At 74.7% G+C, this 18314-nt stretch carries 16 protein-coding genes; 7 read left to right on the top strand and 9 right to left on the bottom strand.

Annotated features, from left to right (window positions below; all coding sequences use genetic code 11):
* Nucleotides 1-82: 82 nt before the first annotated feature.
* Nucleotides 83-472 (bottom strand): VOC family protein, encoded by a 390-nt coding sequence (locus tag C1701_RS12550; protein ID WP_030104551.1) that lies wholly within the window; start codon nucleotides 470-472, stop codon nucleotides 83-85.
* 364 nt (nucleotides 473-836) lie between these two features.
* Between C1701_RS12550 and C1701_RS12540 the strand changes: the two genes are divergently transcribed.
* A complete protein-coding gene (locus C1701_RS12540; RefSeq protein ID WP_026419627.1) occupies nucleotides 837-1334 on the top strand; it encodes a CGNR zinc finger domain-containing protein in 498 nt (165 codons plus the stop codon).
* A 60-nt stretch (nucleotides 1335-1394) separates the two neighbouring features.
* On the opposite strand, the gene C1701_RS12535 is transcribed toward C1701_RS12540, so the two are convergent.
* Nucleotides 1395-2603 carry a DUF445 family protein gene (locus C1701_RS12535; protein WP_030226620.1) on the bottom strand — a complete coding sequence of 403 codons (1209 nt, stop codon included), beginning with the start codon at nucleotides 2601-2603 and terminating at the stop codon, nucleotides 1395-1397.
* Nucleotides 2604-2698: 95 nt separating this feature from the next.
* On the opposite strand from C1701_RS12535, the gene C1701_RS12530 reads away from it, so the two are divergent.
* A complete protein-coding gene (locus C1701_RS12530) occupies nucleotides 2699-3880 on the top strand; it encodes a pyridoxal phosphate-dependent aminotransferase (RefSeq protein ID WP_103055955.1) in 1182 nt (393 codons plus the stop codon).
* 95 nt (nucleotides 3881-3975) lie between these two features.
* On the opposite strand, the gene C1701_RS12525 is transcribed toward C1701_RS12530, so the two are convergent.
* From C1701_RS12525 to C1701_RS12510, 4 genes are all read right to left on the bottom strand, one after another.
* Nucleotides 3976-6705, bottom strand: coding sequence for a CHAT domain-containing protein (locus tag C1701_RS12525; protein ID WP_103055954.1), 2730 nt, complete (start codon nucleotides 6703-6705; stop codon nucleotides 3976-3978).
* Nucleotides 6702-7193: a hypothetical protein gene (locus C1701_RS12520; RefSeq protein WP_026419631.1), complete on the bottom strand. Its 492-nt coding sequence runs from the start codon at nucleotides 7191-7193 to the stop codon at nucleotides 6702-6704. The genes C1701_RS12525 and C1701_RS12520 overlap by 4 nt, the downstream gene beginning before the upstream one ends.
* Nucleotides 7183-7797, bottom strand: coding sequence for an RNA polymerase sigma factor (locus C1701_RS12515; RefSeq protein WP_051314154.1), 615 nt, complete (start codon nucleotides 7795-7797; stop codon nucleotides 7183-7185). The genes C1701_RS12520 and C1701_RS12515 overlap by 11 nt, the downstream gene beginning before the upstream one ends.
* 120 nt (nucleotides 7798-7917) lie before the next feature.
* The gene (locus C1701_RS12510) at nucleotides 7918-9141 is read right to left on the bottom strand and encodes a S8 family peptidase (protein ID WP_026419632.1); all 1224 of its coding nucleotides are present in this window, start codon (nucleotides 9139-9141) and stop codon (nucleotides 7918-7920) included.
* A gap of 166 nt (nucleotides 9142-9307) precedes the next feature.
* On the opposite strand from C1701_RS12510, the gene C1701_RS27355 reads away from it, so the two are divergent.
* From C1701_RS27355 to C1701_RS12500, 3 genes are all read left to right on the top strand, one after another.
* Nucleotides 9308-9487: a hypothetical protein gene (locus tag C1701_RS27355; RefSeq protein WP_030104558.1), complete on the top strand. Its 180-nt coding sequence runs from the start codon at nucleotides 9308-9310 to the stop codon at nucleotides 9485-9487.
* Nucleotides 9488-9515: 28 nt separating this feature from the next.
* The gene (locus C1701_RS12505) at nucleotides 9516-10505 is read left to right on the top strand and encodes a hypothetical protein (RefSeq protein ID WP_156038321.1); all 990 of its coding nucleotides are present in this window, start codon (nucleotides 9516-9518) and stop codon (nucleotides 10503-10505) included.
* Nucleotides 10506-11180: 675 nt separating this feature from the next.
* Nucleotides 11181-11990 carry a protein phosphatase 2C domain-containing protein gene (locus C1701_RS12500; RefSeq protein ID WP_030104560.1) on the top strand — a complete coding sequence of 270 codons (810 nt, stop codon included), beginning with the start codon at nucleotides 11181-11183 and terminating at the stop codon, nucleotides 11988-11990.
* Nucleotides 11991-12083: 93 nt separating this feature from the next.
* Here C1701_RS12500 and C1701_RS12495 read toward each other — a convergent pair whose 3' ends face one another.
* Nucleotides 12084-13472 carry a glutamate-1-semialdehyde 2,1-aminomutase gene (locus C1701_RS12495; RefSeq protein ID WP_103055953.1) on the bottom strand — a complete coding sequence of 463 codons (1389 nt, stop codon included), beginning with the start codon at nucleotides 13470-13472 and terminating at the stop codon, nucleotides 12084-12086.
* Between the two features lie 165 nt (nucleotides 13473-13637).
* Between C1701_RS12495 and C1701_RS12490 the strand changes: the two genes are divergently transcribed.
* Both C1701_RS12490 and C1701_RS12485 read left to right on the top strand, forming a co-directional pair.
* Nucleotides 13638-14459: a WecB/TagA/CpsF family glycosyltransferase gene (locus C1701_RS12490; RefSeq protein ID WP_337662253.1), complete on the top strand. Its 822-nt coding sequence runs from the start codon at nucleotides 13638-13640 to the stop codon at nucleotides 14457-14459.
* The gene (locus C1701_RS12485; protein WP_337662252.1) at nucleotides 14456-15670 is read left to right on the top strand and encodes a glycosyltransferase; all 1215 of its coding nucleotides are present in this window, start codon (nucleotides 14456-14458) and stop codon (nucleotides 15668-15670) included. Before C1701_RS12490 ends, C1701_RS12485 begins: the two co-directional genes overlap by 4 nt.
* Nucleotides 15671-15700: 30 nt before the next feature.
* Here C1701_RS12485 and C1701_RS12480 read toward each other — a convergent pair whose 3' ends face one another.
* Both C1701_RS12480 and C1701_RS12475 read right to left on the bottom strand, forming a co-directional pair.
* Nucleotides 15701-16495, bottom strand: coding sequence for an ESX secretion-associated protein EspG (locus C1701_RS12480; protein ID WP_051314157.1), 795 nt, complete (start codon nucleotides 16493-16495; stop codon nucleotides 15701-15703).
* 492 nt (nucleotides 16496-16987) lie between these two features.
* The gene (locus C1701_RS12475) at nucleotides 16988-18253 is read right to left on the bottom strand and encodes a glycoside hydrolase family 6 protein (protein WP_155886205.1); all 1266 of its coding nucleotides are present in this window, start codon (nucleotides 18251-18253) and stop codon (nucleotides 16988-16990) included.
* Nucleotides 18254-18314: the final 61 nt, after the last annotated feature.

Below are 18314 nucleotides of genomic sequence, written 5' to 3'. Positions count from 1 at the left end.
TCAGCCGTACGGCGGAGGAATCGGAAACGGCGACCCGGATCAGTTCCGGGGATTCCGCGTCACCGCCCCGATTCAATCCACCTCAGGACCGGCAGAGGCAGAAGGGGTGGCCGGCCGGATCGGCGAAGACCACCCAGTTCCCCTGTCCTTCGGACAACCGCGTCGCCCCGATCCGGATCGCCCGCTCGCTCTCGGCCTCGAGGTCCCCCACCGTGACGTCCAGATGGGCCATCTGGTGCCGTTCCCGGTCGGGCCAGGTGGAGGGGAGCACCTCCGGGTCCCGCTGGAACGACAGCGTCCCCCCGCTCGGGTTGCGCAGCGACACCCAGTCCGGGTCGTCCGCGACCACTTCGGTCCACCCCAGGAGGTCCTGGTAGAAGGAGGCCAACGCCTTCGGGTCCGGACAGTCCAGCACGTAGCCCTCCAGGGCCAACGGCGTCGCGGGCCTGTCGGAGGCGGCCGTCTCACTCATCGGTCATCACCCTTCTCCTCGGTCACGTTCCGGTCGCATCGTCGGTTCCGCACGGTCGGGCGGCCAGTCGGACGGCCGGCGACCGAGGCCGGAAGGCACGTGCGCCCAGCCACCGCGGCCACCCCCACGCGGTCCGGGCCGGTGACAAGGCCACCGAGCCCACCGGGGCGCGTTCGACGGCTCCCGCCACTCGACGTCGGTGCTCGGACATGAGCAGGTCCACCTCGACCGCCGTTCTTCCCACCCTCGCGCCGACACCACCGTTCTCGTCACAGTGGTTAGCAACCACCGTGAGGATTATGGGGGTTATGCCAGAGAGGGCGCAACGGGTGGATCACACGACCGGACGTTCTAGGGTTGACCGATGACGGAGGGACCCTCGGTGACGAGCCCCCACGACGCGGAGATCGAGCTCCTGATCGTCTTCATGAACACGGCGGACGCCGAGCGGGGCACCGACCTGCTCGACTCGGGCAGCGCGTGGGAACGCTGGGTCGCGGAGCGCGGGCTCGGCGAGCCCGGCGACGCCCAGGCGGCCAGGCGGGTGCGGGACGCGCTCCGGGCGGCGGCCGGCGCACCGGGAACGGAGCGGGTGGAACCGCCACGCCCCTGGCCGGTCGCCGTGACGCTCCTCGACGGCGTACCCGCCCTGACCAGTGAGGACGCCATCGGGACCCTGCTCATCACCGCGACCAGGCTCGCCGTCCTCGGCACCTGGGACCGCGTCAAGATCTGCCCAGCCGACACCTGCCTGTGGGCCTTCTATGACCGGTCCCGCAACCGGTCCCGCTCCTGGTGCTCGATGCGGGTGTGCGGCAACCGGGCCAAGTCGAGGAACTGGCGGCACCGCGCCAGGGAGTGAGGGTGGCCGCCCCCGCCCAGCCGCCCGAGGCCGGGCCGGCCGAGGGGGGCGGTCCCGAGCTCAGAGCACCAGGTGGGAGAAGGTGTGGATGGCCAACCCGGCCAGGGCGCCCACCACGGTGCCGTTGATCCGGATGAACTGGAGGTCGCGGCCCACCTGGAGTTCGACCTTCCTCGCCGTCTCCACCCCGTCCCAGCGCCGCACGGTGTCGCTGATGAGGGAGGTGAGCTCGTGGCGGTAGTTCTCCACCACGTGGACCACCGCGGTCTCCAGCCACCGCTCGGCCTTGTCCCGCATCTCGGGGTCCGTGGCCAGCCGCTCGCCCAACGACTCGATCCCGCCGCGAACCCGGGTCCGGAGCTCGCTCGACGGGTCCTCCGCCGCGGACAACAGCATCTCCTTGGCCCTGCTCCAGAGCGAGGCCGCGAGACCCTGCACGGCGGGATGCGCCAGCACCTCGCGCTTGAACCGCTCGGCCCTGGCCATCGCCTCCGGGTCCTCCCGCAGATCCCTGGCGAACTGGGTGAGGAAGTCGTCGAGCATCAGGCGGACCCGGTGGTTCGGGTCGTCCCGGACGGCCCGGGCGAAGGTGAGCACCTCCCCGTAGACCCGGTCGCCGACCATGGAGTCCACGAAACGGGGCGACCAGGACGGCGCCCGCTCCGACACGACCCGCCGGAGGGTGTCCTCGTTGTCCCGCACCCACTCGTACGCGCGGTCGCAGAGCAGGTCCACGAGCCGGTGGTGGCTGCCCTCGGCCACCACCTGGCCGAGGAGGCGCCCCAGCGGCGGCCCCCACGGTTGTTCCTCCAACCGCCGCACCACGGCCTGCTCCAGGACCACCCGCACGTCGTCGTCCCGCAGCACCGCGACCGCCCCGCGCAGGGCAGTGGACAGTTCGGAGGTGAGCCGTTCCGCGTTGTCCGGACGCGCGAGCCACCTACCCACCCGCGCCCCGACCTCGGCCTGGCGGAGCCGGTCCCGGACCACCGTCTCGGCGAGGAAGTTGGCCCCCACGAAGTCACCGAGGCTGTCGCCGATCTCGTTCTTCCTGGTGGGGATGATGGCGGTGTGGGGGATCGGCAGCCCCAGCGGCCGGCGGAACAACGCCGTCACCGCGAACCAGTCGGCCAGGGCACCGACCATGCCCGCCTCGGCCGCCGCCCGCACGTACCCCACCCAGACCGGTGCCCCGGCGTGTTCCTGCCACCTGGCCACCACGTACACCACCGAGGCGAGCAGCAGCAGGCCGGTGGCGACGGCCTTCATCCGGCGCAGGGCGCGCCGCCTGGTCAGTTCATCGGGCAGAGGCTGGGACACGACGCCGATTCTTCCCGACGGAGCGGGCTGACAGGATGCGACGTGTGAGTACTCCAGCTCTCGTCAACAGGCTGCGACCCTTCACGTCCACCATCTTCGCCGAGATGACGGCCCTGGCCACCCGCACCGGCGCGGTGAACCTCGGGCAGGGTTTCCCGGACAGCGACGGCCCGATGGGCATGTTGCAGGTGGCGCGGCGCGCGATCGCCGAGGGAGTCAACCAGTACCCGCCCGGACCGGGCCGCCCGGAGCTGCGGGAGGCCATCGCGGCGCACCGCAGCACCAGGTACGGCACCGAGTACGACCCGGACACCGAGGTGCTGGTCACCGTCGGGGCCACCGAGGCCATCGCGGCCAGCCTGCTGGCCCTGGTCGAACCGGGCGACGAGGTCGTGCTGGTCGAGCCCTACTACGACTCCTACGCCGCGGCGGTCGCGTTGGCCGGCGCCACCCGCAGGGTGGCCCCCCTCGTCCTGGACCCGGCGACCAAGCGCTTCCGCCTCGACATCGACGCGCTGCGGGCGGCCGTCGGCCCCCGCACCAGGGCGCTGCTGCTCAACTCCCCGCACAACCCGACGGGCACGGTGCTCACCGAGGACGAGCTCACCGCCGTCGCGGAGCTCTGCCGGGAGCACGACCTGATCGCCATCACCGACGAGGTGTACGAGCACCTCGTCTACGACGACGCCCCCGAGGGGGCCGTCCACCGGCCGCTGGCGACCCTGCCGGGCATGGTCGACCGCACCCTGGCGATCTCCAGCGGGGGCAAGACCTTCAACACCACCGGGTGGAAGATCGGCTGGGTCTGCGGGCCGGCCGAACTGGTCTCGGCGGTGCGGGCGGCGAAGCAGTTCCTGACCTTCGTCGGCGGCGCGCCGTTCCAACCGGCGATCGCGCACGCCCTGCGCCAGGAGATGGACTGGGTCGAACGCCTCCGGAAGGACCTCCAGGCGAAGCGGGACCGCCTGTCGGAGGGGCTGACCGATGCCGGGTTCGACGTGCTGGGCACGGCGGGGACCTACTTCGTCTGCGCCGACGCGCGTCCGCTCGGCTACGAGGACGGCGCCGAGCTCTGCCGGGCGCTGCCGGAGCGGATCGGCGTGGCGGCCATCCCCGTCCAGGTCTTCTGCGACAACCCGGATCCGATGCGGCACCTGGTGCGCTTCGCCTTCTGCAAGAAGACGGCGGTGCTGGACGAGGCACTGCGCCGGTTGCGGAGGCTCTGAGCACGCCGGCGTCCCACCGCCGGCGGGACGGCGGGGCACCCCGCTTCAGCGCGCCCCGGCTCCGACGCGCCCCCCGACCCGCCACTCCGGGGTCCTCAGCCGACGCCGAGGCACACGAAGCCGCGCTCGCCGGTGGCTGACCCCGCCCCGGCGAGGGCGGCCGCCGGCGACTGGCCCCGCGCGAGGTTCCGGTACAGGGCGCCCATCACGGCCGCCGTCCTGCCGTCGGGGACCGGCAGCACGCTGGCGATCAGGGTGCGGGCCCCACCGGCCAGGACGGCAGCGGGCACCCCGGTGGCCGCTCCGCCCGGCCCCACCGACGCCAGGCCGAGGTCGCAGGCCGCCAGGACCACCAGGTCGGGGCCGCCACGACCGCCGGCGGGCGCGAGGTCGTGGCAACAGACGGTGCCGTCGGCGAGCACCAGCCCGGAGAGCAGCGGGCGATCCCGCCGCAGGGCCCCGTGGCCGGCCACGTGCACCAGCGAGGCGTGCCGGGCGGCGGTCAGCACGGCGGACGCGGTCGCCGCGCCGCCCACCAGCGTGCGGCCACCGAACCTCCTGGCGAGGACGCGGACCTCCCGTTCGGCGGCGGGCAGCCCGGGGCCGGCGACCCACAGCGCGGGGCCGTCCATCCGCACGGCACCGCGAGGCCCAGCGCGCTCGCCTTCCGCCCAGGCGCTCACGGAGGAGGTCACGACCACCGGCCGGTCGGCCAGACCTGGCAGCGCCGCCCACGGCATCGAGTGCAACGGCCCCGTCGGGACCACCACCACGCCTCGGTCGGCCAGGGCGCCTCGCAGCGGCCCGAGCAGGACGCGGTCCAGCGCGGCCGAGGACCGCGCCACGGCGCCGGCGGCGGCCCCTCGGAGCCGGCCCCTCGGGGTGGCGACCAGCTGGACGAGGCCGGCACGCAGGTAACCGACCTCCGCCGCGATCTCGCGCGTCGTCCCGAGGTCACACCAGCGAGGCTCGGAACCGGCGACCACCGTCGCCGCGACCAGACGGCCCCCCACCTGCGAGAAACTCACCAGGCACCGGTCGAGCAACAGGTCGGGGAGCACCTCCGGTGGCACCGGCGCGCGGGGCGCGCACAGCTGACCACTCGCCCGCCGCAGCGCCTGTTCCGCCACCGCCCGCTCCGCTGACGCGGGGAACTCCTCGCCGCGTGTCCGCCGGACCGCCCGCAGCTCGGTGAGGCGACGGCGCAGCAGGAACGCGTCCCGCGACCACCGCCCGGGCTCGGTTCCCGCTGAGGGCGGCGACCCCACCGCCGGCTGCCCCGGCGAGGCCCCGCGCCCGCCGCCCCGGCACGGGGGCTTCCGATCCCCACCCGGCCCGACCGACTCGGTGCGCGCCCGGTGCCGCTCGACGAACCGCAGGGCGGCGGCCGGCTCCCCGGCCCGCACCGCCGACACCAGCCCCACGGTGGCGAGTTCCGAGCTCACCTCGAGTGCCCGCCCCCGAAGCTCCACCGCTGCCCGGAGCGTCGGATCGGTGTCGACGACGGCCATCCCCCTGGTCGCGGCGCGCCCGGCCGCGGCGGCGTCGCCCCGTCCCAGGGCTCGCAGGCCCCTGGCGAGCAGACCGTTCGCGGTCACCAGACGATCGCCCCCGGGGTAGTCCTCCGCGGTGTCGCTGGCCGCGCGCAGCGCCCGGTCGGCCTCGTGCGCCACCCCACGCTCCGCCGCCAACCGCCCGACCGCCAGCAGCAGTCCCACGGCGACCGAGTGCCAGCCGCGCCGACGGCACGCCATCGCCACCCGCTCGGCGGCCGCCAGGTCCGGGGCGGCGGGTCCGCCGAGGGACAGGGACGCCCGGCACACCAGCGCGTCGGCCAGCACCACCCACGCCGCGCCCCGGCGGGCGCGGCTCAGCCTGGCCGCGGACCGCGCGGAGCCGACCGCGAGGTCGGGCCGCCCCCGCGCCAGTTCGCAGGACGCCCGCGTGACGAGCGCCTCGGCCCGTGCCACGTCATCCCGTGACTCCTCGGCCCGCGACACCACCTCGTCCAGCACGTCGCCAGCCTCCCGGAGGAGGCCGGCCGCGATCAGCGCCTCCGCCCGGTCGACCAGCGCCCCCGGGTCCCCTCGGTGGCCGCCCGCCCGTTCGGTGGGTCCGTCGAACGCGCGCAGCGCGGCCGCCACGTCCCCTCGCCGGAGCGCCAGGAACCCGCGGTTGTCCCGGCAGGCGGCGAGACGCGGGGTCTCGCCCAACGCCTCCCAGATGCGCTCCGCCCGCCGGAGTCCTCGCTCACCCTCCCGTTCCCGCCCGAGGTACCCGCAGGCGACCGCCCGGGCGTTGCACCCGACGGCGAGCCACCGCCGGTCCCCCCTGGCCGCCAGCGACCGCAGCGCGCGGTCCAGCCGTCCGACGGCCTCGGCCCACTCACCCAGGGAGCAGGCCACCACCGCCCGCACGCAGTGCGCCCTGGCCCGAACTCCCGGGTCCGGGCGGCGGGCGAGGTGGTCGAGGTGCGCGAGGCAGCCCTCGGTGTCCCCGAGCCGGAGCCGGACCCAGGCCGAGGTGAGCCTCAGCGAGGACCCCGAGGCCGTCCCCGGGCCTCCCCTGGCGCGGACCGCGGCCGCGCGCGCCGAGTCGAGGCTGTGCTGGGCTCGCGCCGGCTCGCCGAGTTCCAGGAAGGCCAGCGCCCTGGCGTGTTCGACGAGCGAACGGTCAGCGGTGCCCCGCGTGCCCGGGGCGAGCACGCGGGCGGACTCGTCGAGGACCCGCCGGGGCTCGGCGGTCGCCCGGCGGAGCAACCACCTCGGATCCGGCCCGCCCCGCCCGTGCCCGGCCGCCGGGTGTTCCCGCGCGAGCGCCGTCATCGCACCAACCACCCGGTGGACAGCGGCCGTTGGTCCTGCCGCACCAGCATCAGCTGGAGCGGGCCGGCGGGGACTTCCGCCGTGAACCGGCCGCCCCCGTCCAGCTCGACGAACACCGAACCGGCGGGGTGCAGGACCCGGACTCCGCCGCCCGGGCGGGGGAACGGGGTGACGAACCCGACCACCCGGAGCTGGTCGCGCTCACCCCAGTCCAGGTCGAGGGTGAGGGTCACTCCCTCCCCGGCGAAGGCCAGCACGCGGGCCCCCACCCCCGATCCGCGCCGCCGGAGGACGGGACCGCCGCCGGCGAGGAGCTGGTCACCGAGTCGACGCAGCTGACCGGCGCTGGTCGCGGCGCGCCGTCGCCCCAGGGAGTAGGCGGCCAGCGCGTCCCGACGCGCCCGCTCCGGCATCGGGTCGGTGGTGCGCAGCGCGGCCGCGAGGACGTCGAGGAGTTCGTCGGGGGCGCCGGGACGCTCAGAGCTCACCTCGGCCTCCGACGTCCTCGCCCCGGGACCGGTGGTCGGCTGGCGTCGCGCCGCCCAACCGTTCGCGCAACCGCCGGAGGCAGCGGCCCCGGGCGGGGCCGATGCTGGCGAGCGGGACGTCCAACGCGAGGCTGATCTGCCGGTAACTCCACTCGGGGGCGAAGGCGAGCGCCGTGAGCAGCCGCTGGCAGCGGTCGGGCAGGGACCGCAGTGCCCGCCAGACCCCGGCGCGCTCGGCGCCGAGCATCGCCTCGACCTCCGCCGAACGGGCCTGGCCGTGCCAGGTGGCGATGTCCGCGCCCGCGCCGGCGAGGATCTCGCCGTGCCGGTCGCGCAACAGCCGACGGGCGGCGTTCCTGGTGGTGGCCACCAACCAGCCAGGCAGGCGGGACGGGTCCCGCACACTGGCGAGGCGTTCGGCCAGGGTCAGCCATGTCGTCTGCGCCACGTCAGCGGCGTCGGCGGGGTCGAGCCGGAACGACCTCGCCACGGCCCAGACGAGTTCGGCGTACTCGTCGACCAGTTCGCGCCAGGCCACCTCGTCACCCGCGAGCGCTCGTTCGACCAGTCCTGGTGCCCCGTCCTGCCTCGGCCGTCCCCGCACCCCGCACCTCCGCCCCGTTCCCGATCACGACGCGGGTTGGAGGCGTCAGCACCCGTCTCGGCTCCGAGCGGGGCCCAGGACCGCCCGAAGGGGTGAGCGGGGACGGCCGTCGGCGGTCCCTCAGCGTGCCGGGAAGTGCCGCAACACCTCGGCCCGGGCGGCCTCCGCCGTCACCCCGTTCCGCCGCAGCAGGGCCAACTCGGCCGCGATCCTCGGCGCGGCGAAGGAAGTGCCGCTCCACCGGGCGAAGCCGTACCTCCGGTGTTCGGTCCCCGGTGCGTGGTACCCGGCCCCCGGCCGCAGCTGCACGAAGCTGGAGGCGACGTCGACGCCAGGAGCGGCGGCGTCCACCCAGGGCCCGTGGTTGGCGAAGCCCGGGCGCCGGCCCGCCGCATCGATCGCGGAGACGGCCAGCACCTCGGGGAGGGCCGCCGGCCAGAACGGCCGGTCGGAGCCGAGGTTCCCGGCGGCGGCCACCACGGTGGCGTCCCGATACGCGAGCACCTCCCGGCGCAGGAGCGGCGGGCAGGCGTTGTCGGCGGTCAGGCATCCGGAGCTGAGCACGACGGCGTGCACGTGCTCCCCGCTGCCGGCGGCACGGCGGCGGACCCGGCGCAGCCCACCCATGACCGTGACGTCGTCGGTGATCCCCAGGGACGACAGCACCCGCTGGTGGCGCAGGGTCACCCCTGGCGCGTGCTGGAGGAGGATGCCGGCGATGAAGGTGCCGTGGCCCGCGTGCCGGTCCTGGCCGGCGTCGTCGTCGGCGTCGAGGACCTCCGGGGAGAGACCCCACTCGGAGAACCAGGTGCGGCCGGCGAACCACGGGTGGGGGTCGAGGCCCGTGTCGAGCACGGCCACCGTGACCGCCGGCTCCCAGACCTCGTCGGCGGGCGCGGGGGGAACCGGTTCCCCTGGTCGGTCCAGCTCGGGGCCGACCGGCGCGGGGGTGTCCTGGAGCAGGGGGGTTCCGTGGAGGACCGGGCTGCCGAAGTGCACGTGGTTGGGTTGCACTGACGACGGTCCGGTCGTGCCGGCCGCCGTCGCGGCCTCCGCCGCGAGCTCGACGCAGTGACCGCGTTCCGCGGGGCGGAGCCGCAGGCGGGTCACGCCGAGTTGGTCGTGCGTCTGTTCCCCGTCCACCCAACGCCGGAGCCCGTCCCGCACCAGCTCGGCCTTGTCGGCGGCGACGAGCAGCTCACCGCCCCGGACCACGCACTCCGCCGGGCCGCCCGGGTCGTGCACGACGAGGTCCGGGTCGTAGGGACGAAGCTGTTCCACCAGGTCGGGCAGCGGCCGCTGGGACTCGGCGGCCGGTCCCACCGGCAGGTTCGAGATCGTCATGGCAGCCAGCTTGCCAAGATCATCTTCGGTCATCGGCCGGACGCGCCCGGCCGGTGATCTCTTCACCCGAGGTGGTGAGTGGGGATGCGTGGGCATCCGGGCGGCGGACCGGCGCACTCAACCGATCAAGCCTGCTTCCGGGCGTGGATAACCCACAGTGACCCCTATGTCGCCTATCCCTCAACCGGTGCGGATCGTCCGCCTGTACGAGTGGTTGGGACAGGGGATGCTCGCGTTGCGGACGGCGGGAGCGGACGATGTCAATGTCCTCCGCGACGTGCCCCACCCCGCCGGCGACACGACACCGCCGGACCTTCCAGGGCACGTGCGGAACGAACTCAGGTGAAGGCAACCAACAGGTGGTAATGGTGAGGGTGGCCAGCACCGCGACCGCGGCCCGTCGCGGGCGGCTGCTGCGGGCCATCGGGCTGCGGGTCCTCGCCGCCGGGGGGCTCGTCGTCGGAGCCTGGCTCGGCACGAGCGTGACCGCGTCGGCCGAGGAGTTCACCCCGCCGGCGCCCGGCGCCGCGCCACTGCCCTCCCATCCCCCGCCGGTGCCCGCGGCGAGCCACACCGTCGAGGACCGGATCGTGGCGGCGACGCGGGCGTTCGAGGAACGCCTCCGGGGTCTTCCCGACCGAATCCAGGGCCTCCAGCCGGACCTCCCCCCGCTCGAACCTGTCCCGGTGGACTTCGTCACCGCACCACCCGCCCGGGAGCCCGGACCGGCGCTGCCCTGGGAGGGGGGTTCCGCCGAGGAGGCCCCGCCCGCCGCTCCGACCGTGCCCGAGGTGTTCCTCACCGCCCGCCCCGGCGTCCCGGACGACCCATCGCCCGACGAGCTGGTGGACCAGGGCGAACACGGCACCCCACCGGCGGCGAGCCAGTGCGGCGCGGCCGAGGACGGCACCGCGAGCCCGAGCGGCGACCCGTCGACGGATCCCGAACAGGAGCGCACCGCCACCGAGGAGGAGGCGGTGTCCGGTCACGCGGACGGCGGTTCGGCCCCGTCACCGGCGCACGCCGGCTTCACGGCCGACCCCGTCCGCCGGGAAGCGCAGCAGGCCGGCAGGGCACGGCACTCCCCGTCGCCGGGTGTCCCGTCCTCAGCGGACGGCTCGACGGCCGGCGAGGACGCCCACCCCGACACCCCAGGGCCGCCGGGGGAACCCGCCAGCCGACCGGCGCACGCCATCAGCCCGGCGAGCTCCGCCGTTGGCCACGACGGTGGCTACCGCACCATCACCGCCATGCTCACCTTCACGCCGGACCTCGACGAGCCCACCCTGGTACGGGTTTCCCGACTGGAGGACATGTCGCCGTCGACGCACCTGGCGAGACGCCCCGCGCCGTCCCCCGACTGAGACCTCGGGTGTTCCGCTCCCGCTCCCCCGCCCGATGCCCAGACCCCCCACTCCGCTGACGAGGCACCGTCGACAGTCGACAGCGGGTACGGTCGGCTGGCGTTCGGCACACCAGAACGCGGCTCGGCGAGCGGGGAGCCACCACTCCACTCGAGACATCCCAACCTCCGAGCCTCCGCCACGGGCGGGTGTCTCGGAGCTGCTCCAGAGCCCGCCCGCGCGCGAGACCCACCCTGGTCGGGACTGGAGCGAACCGGCGAGGGCTGGTTCGCCGACCGGCACGTCGAGGGGCCGTGCCGGCCGGGCCCACGCGGGGTGGGGAGCACGCGCTCCCCACCCCGCCACCAGCCAGGGCACCGAATCCGTCCCGCCACTGGGCGCCGTCGTCGCCCGCACGACACCGCGAGGCACGCGGTGCTGCCGAGCGACCGCGTCCTGAGCGGGCACCCGCGCCAGCCCCGCTCCCCCCACTCCCCCCGCTCCCCGCTCCTACGCGGACCCGGTGCCCGGAGCGACGCCCGCCTGGCCGCCCCGCCCGACCCACCGGGCCGTTGGCCTCGCCCGCCCTCCAGGGAGCTCCACGGGTACCCGTGCCGACCGGGACACCGGCTCCCGTTCCCTGCCTGGTGCGCCGAAGCGCGCGTTCCACCAGCGGACCCTGGCTAGGCTGATCCCATGCCCCACGTCGAGGTGGCCGAGCGGCCGGGCCGGGACCACTCCGAGGACCGGGTGGTGGTGCTGCCGAACTCCGTCGCCCTGCTCGACGGCGCCACCTCACTGGAACCGGGGGCGCGTACCGGGGGCTGGTACGCGGAGCGTCTCGCGGCCGAACTCGCCGAGCTGCTCCCCCGCGAGGAGTTGGGGCTCCGGGACATCCTGCGCGCGGGCATCGCCTCGACCGCCTCCCGGCACGGCCTGGTGCCCGGCGACTCACCATCCAGCACCGCCGCGCTGCTCAGGTGGACGTCGACGGCCGTGGAGGCGCTGGTCCTGGCCGACAGCCCGGTCGTGGTCTTCACCGGGACCGGCTACCACCCCGTGACGGACGACCGACTCGCGCGGCTGCGCTCACCGGGGCGGCGCGGTGGGTTCCGGGACCGGCTCCGTTCCGGTTCGGGCTACGACGAGGAGCACTGGACCCGGCTGCGCGCGGCCATGCGGGGGACCGCGCGGTCGCGCAACGTCGATGGCGGGTTCTGGGTGGCCGAAGCCGACCCGGATGCCGCCGACCGCGCCGTGGTCGCCCGGTGGCCCCGCGACGAGGTGCGAGCGGCCTTGCTGGCCAGCGACGGCGTGTCCTGCGGCGTCGACGACTACGGCCTCTACCGGGACTGGCCGGAGCTCCTCGCCGAGGCGACCACGGACGGGCCCCGAGCGGTGCTCGACCGGGTCCGGGCCGCCGAGGAGGGTGACCCGGACGGACGGCGGTGGCCCCGGGCCAAGCGGCACGACGACCAGAGCCTCGTCGTTCTGCGCTTCGGGTGACCCGGGGTCGCCTGGAAGGCGGCGCCCACGCCGGTCATCGGGAACGCCGGCTCCCGCCGCACCCCCACCCGCGCACCGACCGCCTCAACCCGGTCAGGGCGGAGCGGCGGGTCGTTGTCGCGGGCTGGCGTGGGACCGCAGCGCCGGTGCCACCGGAGGACCGGCCACCAGGCCCTCCGTCGACCCCGCCTCCAGGGCGCGCCGGTACGTGACGAGGGCGGAGTGAACCGCGGAGGCGGTCTGGTCCAGTTGGTCGTCGGTGTGCGCGGCGGAGACCACGAAGGACTGGCCGAGAACCCCACCCCGCAGCAGGCCCGCGAGGAAGAGGGTGCGGAAGGCCTGCGAGGGCACGCCCCTGGCGTCCGAGGTGGTGAAGACCAGGCAGGACGGTCGGCCGACCGCCGCCACGTGGTCGGCCACCCCCAACTCGTGGGCCACCCCGTTGACCAGGTCCGCGAGCCGGGCGCCCCGCCGTTCCATCACGGCGACCGGATCGGTCTCGCGGTACACGCGGGCCACCGCGCGGAACGCGGTGAGCCCGACGGACTCGGCGCCGTGCGTCGTGGACAGCAGGAAGGCCCTCGGCCGGGCCGTGGCCAGTCCACCCAGCTCCATCAGCTCGCGTCTCCCGGCCAGCGCGGCGATCGGGAACCCGTTCCCCATTCCCTTGCCCCAGCAGGACAGGTCGGGGGTCACCCCGTAGAGCGCCTGGCCGCCTCCCGCCGCCCACCGGAACCCGGTGATCATCTCGTCGAACACGAGTACCGCGCCGTGCTGGTCGCACAGGGAGCGCACGCCGGCCAGGAAACCCGGTTCCGGCTCGCGCAGGGCGGTCGCCGGTTCGAGCACGACCGCCGCGACCTTCCCGTGGTGCCGATCGAGCACCTCGGCCAGCGAGGGGAGGTCGTTGTACCCGAAGCCGACGGTGAGCTGGCGGGTCACGGCGGGTACGCCGGCGTTCATGGGCACCGTTCCCACGAACCAGTCGTCGGTGGAGAAGAAGGGTTGGTCCCGGCAGACGGCGACCAGGTCACGCCCGGTGGCCGCCCTGGCGAGTCGGACGGCGGCCGTCGTCGTGTCCGAGCCGTTCTTGGCGAACTTCACCATGTCCGCCCCGGGCACCAGGGCCAGGAAGTCCTCGGCCGCCGCGAGTTCCAGGGCGGTGGGCCTGCTGAAGTTGACGCCGTCGGCCAGGCACGCCCGGACCGCCTCGACCACGGGCGGGTGGGCGTGGCCGAGGGTCACCGACCGCAGCCCGCTCCCGTACTCCACGTAGGAGTTCCCGTCCGCGTCCCAGACCCTGGCACCTCGACCTCGGACCAGGACGGGGGCCATGTCCTCCGGGTACTGGTCGGATCCCCGCGCGTAGGTGTGGGCACCGCCGGGCACCAGCTCGTGCAGCCGGGCCTGTAGCCGCCTCGACCGGGCGAGGTCGGTGACGACGGCCCCTCCTGCCGACCGGACCCACGGCTCGAAGTTCACTCCCTTTTTCATCCGAATCGCCGATCCAGTCGGTTTTTCTTCTCAATTCGGTAGCAGTGAGTTGCTTTTCTCATCGCCTCATCCCCCATTGGGTTCTCCACTCTCACTCGATAGTTGAAGGAGTGGCACGCCTGATTTCGCATGGGAAAGCGGCACGATGTTCGCATGCGCGCGTCCATCCCGACGACCTCCGTTCTCGGTGTTCCCGTCGCGAACCTTTCCGTTCCCGACGCGATCGCCGAGACCAACCGGCTCCTAAACCACCCGGAGCCCGCGGTGCTGTGCTTCGTCAACGCGCACTCCGCCAACCTGGCGCACCGCGACCCCGCCTACCGCCGGACGCTGCTCGCGGCCGACCTGGTGCTCAACGACGGGTCCGGCGTGGAGCTCGCCGCGCGCCTCCAGGGAACGCGGTTCCGAGCGAACCTGAACGGAACCGACCTTATCCCCCTCGTGCTCGACCTGGCCGCGTGCCAGTCGCACCGGGTCTTCCTGCTCGGCGGGCGCCCGGGGGTCGCGCGGAGCGCGGCCAGCGCGCTGGCCGGGCGGCACCTCGGCCTCCGCGTCGTGGGCCACGCCCACGGCTACTTCCCGCCCGGGGCGGCGCGGTCGGTGGCCGACGCGGTGCGAGCGAGCGGGGCGGACCTCCTCGTCCTCGGACTCGGCAGCCCAGCCCAGGAACTGTTCCTCGCCGCCCACCTGCGCAGGACCGGGGTCCGGCTGGGCATCGCGGGGGGAGCCTTCCTCGACTTCGCGGCGGGGCGGGTTCCTCGCGCCCCCCGGTGGATGCGTGAGTCGGGGGTCGAATGGGTCTTCCGGCTCGGCCAGGAACCCGGCCGCCTCTTCCACCGGTACGTCGTCGGAAACCCCCTCTTCCTGGCCCGGGTGGTGCGCGAACGGTGCTTCCCCCGGCGGACCAGCCAGCTCCCCGCACCCGAGATCTCCGAACCGCCAGCCCGTCCGTCGCACAGGAGAGTCGAGCAATGAGCGCGAACCAGATCTGTTTCGTCACGAGCTACCCGCTGGAACGGCAGGACCTGGGCGGTGGCAGCTGGGTGGACCGGCGCCTCGTGCGGACCCTCCAGGCGGCGGGGCACGAGGTCGAGGTGGTGTGCGTCACCGGCCCGCCCGGGCAGTGGACGAGCGAGGGCGTGGTCCAACGCTCCGCCGGCTCCGTCCCCCTGGAGATCCGGCACGACCGGCGGCGGCTGTGGGGAGTCGCCGTCGCCATGATGACCTCGACGCAGCCCTACCTGTGCCACAAGTTCACCTCCTTCGAGGGCTGGCCGCAGGCGGCGGGGCTGCTCGCCGAGCGGTCGCCGGGACGAACGGTGCTGACCAGCGGTTGGCCCGCGCTGCTGCTCGCCGACGCGGCCCGGGTCCCCGTCGCAGGGCACGTCGCGCACAACGTGGAGTCAGCCGTCGCCGCCGAGCACGCCCCCCTCCCGCTCAGGGTGCTCGGGGAGGTCCCGCGCCTCCGCCGCGCGGAACGGTGGCTGCTGGGACGGGCCGGCCGGGTGCTGGCCCTCTCCCGGACGGATGCGGGCATCCTCCGGGAGTGGGGGATTCCCGCCACCGCGCTTCCCGTCCCCCTGACGGCCGCGCCCGCCCCGGCCGAGCCCTCGGTTCCCGCCGCCAGGACCCCCGAACCGCGCTGGGGGCGGGCCCCGGTGCCGCCGCTGCCGGAACAACCGAGAACCCCGGCAGTGGTGGGGTTCATCGGCAAGGCGGGGTGGCCACCGAACACCAGGGCGATCCGCGCGCTGCTCGGCCCCGTCCACCACCGGCTGACCCAGTTGGGCGTTCCCGTGGACTACGTGCTCGCCGGGCGGGGCACCGAAGCCGTCTCGGACCACCCGAGGGTCGTGGCGACGGGCCGGGTGGCCGACATCTCGGACTTCTACCGCCGGGTCGGCCTCGTGGTCGTTCCCCGGTTCGGGGCCAGCACCGGTGTCAGCGTGAAGGTGCTCGAAGCCGCGGAGAACGGCGTGCCCGCCCTCGTGCCGAGCCCGCTGGCGGCCGCGATCGACCCCGCCGGCCCGTGGCTGGTGGCGGACGACACGGACTCGATGGCGGCGGCGATCGCCCGCTGGTGGCGGCTCAGGCAGTCCCCGGACGTCGGCTCCTGGGTGCGCGCGCAGGACGCCGGCCAGACGCTCGCCGCGTTGGACGGTGTCCTCCCGGTCACCAGCGCCTGAGCTCGGGCGGGCCGGCTGGCGGAACCCCGGTCAGTCGGCCCGCGCCTCGTCGACCAACTCCCGCAGGGCGGTGGCCACCCTGGCGTTGCCGGCCGGCGTCACCGTCACCCACTCCGCCCCGGACGGGGTGCGGCGCCGCAGCTGGAGGTACCGACCACCGGGGGTGTCGTGGAACGCCACGAGCCGGCCGGCGCCCCGCCGGCGCCCGGTTCCGCCGTCCGGGACCACCGCGCCGAAGTGCCCGCCACCGAACGCCCCGTCGACCATCGCGGCCAGCGCTCGCGCCTGCCCCGGCGGCTCACCCTCCGCGACCAGGTGGCGGGCCAGCGCCCGGGCGTCGGTGGCCCGCCTGTTCGCCACCTCGAGGACCTCCGAGCGCAGGCTGACCGATTCGCCGGGCCCGGCGGGCCGGTCACCGGCGAGGCCCACGAGCTGGTCCGCGAGTTCCCAGACCGGGGCCGGCCACAGCCGCACCTCGTCCCCGCGCCGCGCGGCCACCACGCCCTGCCGTTCCCTCGCGGCACCGATGGCGCGCACCTGGCGTGTCCCCCGGATCCCCCCGTGCAGGCCCCAGTCAGGGTGGGCGAGCAAGCCGAGTGAGGACTCCAGGTCGGGGTGCGGCGCACCACCCCGAGCCAGCCCCCGGGCGGTGAGACCGGACAGCACCGCCCGGACGATCTGCCGACGTTCCTCCCAGGTCTTCCCGGGACTCGGCACCTCGAGGTGCGTAGGTGTCGCGTTGAGGCCGAGCACCTCCCAGCAGACGTCGAACTCGACCAGGGACAGGGTGAGGTGCGCGGTGCCGGTGGAGATCGGCGCGTTCACCGCAGCCCACCTCGCGGGTGCTTCGCCGAGGACCGCCGGCGGGAACGGGGTTCCCCGCTCGGACGAACCGACGTTCGCGCCGTCCCGGGACGTCGAGGGCGAGACGTGGCACCTCGACCGGGAACAGGGACGTACTCGCCTTCCGCCACCATCGCCGTCCTCCGCGGTTCGGAAACCCCTCAGCACCATACCGACGGGGCGTACCACCGAAAACAGCCGTGATTGTTCCGTTATTCACGGTAAAAACCGGAGTTCGACTCGGTCACCGACGAATTCGACATCGTGGAAATGCGCTCGGAAGTCCACCGGGGCTCGCGGGGCGTCCACGCGGAACGGTTCGAATGAGCGTGCGCCGCCCCGATTCCGCTCGGCGGGGTGGCACGGCACCCGCGTGGAAGTGGGTGCCATCCGCCGGGGCCACGCTGTCGAGCACCCGCGGCGCCACCGGCGGTGGCCCTCGCCGACGACCGCCGACGACCTCGGACCGCCCTCCTAGCGGAGGCCCATCAGGTCGAGGGCGAGATGGGGGTAGAACAGGCCGCTCACCGTCCCCTCCCCCGAGCCGCAGTCACCGTCGGAGGTGCCCGGGTGCTTGATCCAGAGCAGCGCGTCCATCGGCTCGTCGCCGGTGGCGGGACGAGGTGGTTCCCCGAGCCGCCGGTTCGGGGGGTTGCACCAGTCCCCGGTCGCGCCGGCGCCGTTGCGGCTCGTGTCGATCACGTAGTGCGCGTCGATGCCGTGGTCCGAGGACAACAGGGCGCGAACCTCCTCGCCGAAGGCCACCGCCTCCTCGGTGCTGTTGTAGTTCGACACGTTGACGGCGAAGCCCCGCGCGTCCGCCACTCCGGCCGCCGCCAGACGGGGCGCCATCTCGGAGGGGCGGTTGTGCCGCCCGTCCCCACCGTCGAGGTAGACCCACGTCCGGGGAGCCCGCTCCGACATCTCCGCCACCACCTCGCCCAGCAGGTCGAGCCGCTCCTGGCGGCGCTCCTCGGAGAGGCAGGTCAGGTGGATCAACGAGTCGGGTTCGAGGACCAGCACGGCGGGGGTGTCGCCGAAGGACGGGACGAGTTCGTCGCGCAGCCACTGCCGGTACTCCCGCGCGTTGGCCGCTCCGCCGGAGGAATGGCCCCCGCAGTCCCGGTGGGGCACGTTGTACCCGACGACAACCGGCAGTTCACCCCGGGCGCCGGCCTGGGAGACGTACCGGCTCACCTCGTCGCGGATGCCGCCGCCCCCGATCCACTTGGCCACCGGCTGGGAGGCGATGTCCCGGAGGAAGAGGGTCGCCCGTTCGTCGCCGGCGTTGTCGCTGATCCACTTCCACGCCTCGGTCGCCGGATCTCCGTAGATCCCGGTGGTGGCCTCGAAGGGGTTCTCGCTGCCCGGGACGACGTGCTGGTCGTCGTCGGAGGGACCGCCCGAATCGCTCCCCGCCCCGCCGGGTGCCTGGGTCGGCTCGGGTGGCTCGACCTCGCCGGAGGGCACCGGCCCTCGGTCGTCCTGGTACCAGTCGCCCCAGTCCCAGAACCACAGCGGCCACCCCGCCGGGAACCACCCGGACCAGGGGGCGCGGAGTTCGGACCAGTGCACGGCGTCCTCTGGCTGGGACTGCTCGCTGGACGCCGCCGGTTCCGGGGTGCCGACGGCCGCCGTCCCGGAGACCTCCGCCGCCGCCGCGGGCGGCGCCGGGACCGCGAGGGCCACGCCGAGCAGTGCCGTGGACAACGTCGCCGTCCATCCCGCGTACCTGGTCACGTTCGTCCCACCCGCCTCCCGTTCCACACGCCCTGCCCACACGATGGCAGCGCCGGGGCGG

It is taken from the genome of Actinoalloteichus sp. AHMU CJ021, from assembly GCF_002895405.1.
Classification (GTDB): Bacteria; Actinomycetota; Actinomycetes; order Mycobacteriales; family Pseudonocardiaceae; genus Actinoalloteichus_B; species Actinoalloteichus_B caeruleus.
Note: the sequence above shows the minus strand (reverse complement) of the source record. Positions and strands in the feature narration are given on the sequence as shown.

What these genes read in the sequence shown, in the direction of transcription:
- C1701_RS12550 (WP_030104551.1), bottom strand. Translation starts at nt 472, where the DNA reads ATGAGTGAGACGGCCGCCTCCGACAGGCCCGCGACGCCGTTGGCCCTG.
- C1701_RS12540 (WP_026419627.1), top strand. Translation starts at nt 837, where the DNA reads ATGACGGAGGGACCCTCGGTGACGAGCCCCCACGACGCGGAGATCGAG.
- C1701_RS12535 (WP_030226620.1), bottom strand. Translation starts at nt 2,603, where the DNA reads ATGAAGGCCGTCGCCACCGGCCTGCTGCTGCTCGCCTCGGTGGTGTAC.
- C1701_RS12525 (WP_103055954.1), bottom strand. Translation starts at nt 6,705, where the DNA reads ATGACGGCGCTCGCGCGGGAACACCCGGCGGCCGGGCACGGGCGGGGC.
- C1701_RS12510 (WP_026419632.1), bottom strand. Translation starts at nt 9,141, where the DNA reads ATGACGATCTCGAACCTGCCGGTGGGACCGGCCGCCGAGTCCCAGCGG.
- C1701_RS27355 (WP_030104558.1), top strand. Translation starts at nt 9,308, where the DNA reads ATGTCGCCTATCCCTCAACCGGTGCGGATCGTCCGCCTGTACGAGTGG.
- C1701_RS12500 (WP_030104560.1), top strand. Translation starts at nt 11,181, where the DNA reads ATGCCCCACGTCGAGGTGGCCGAGCGGCCGGGCCGGGACCACTCCGAG.
- C1701_RS12490 (WP_337662253.1), top strand. Translation starts at nt 13,638, where the DNA reads ATGCGCGCGTCCATCCCGACGACCTCCGTTCTCGGTGTTCCCGTCGCG.
- C1701_RS12485 (WP_337662252.1), top strand. Translation starts at nt 14,456, where the DNA reads ATGAGCGCGAACCAGATCTGTTTCGTCACGAGCTACCCGCTGGAACGG.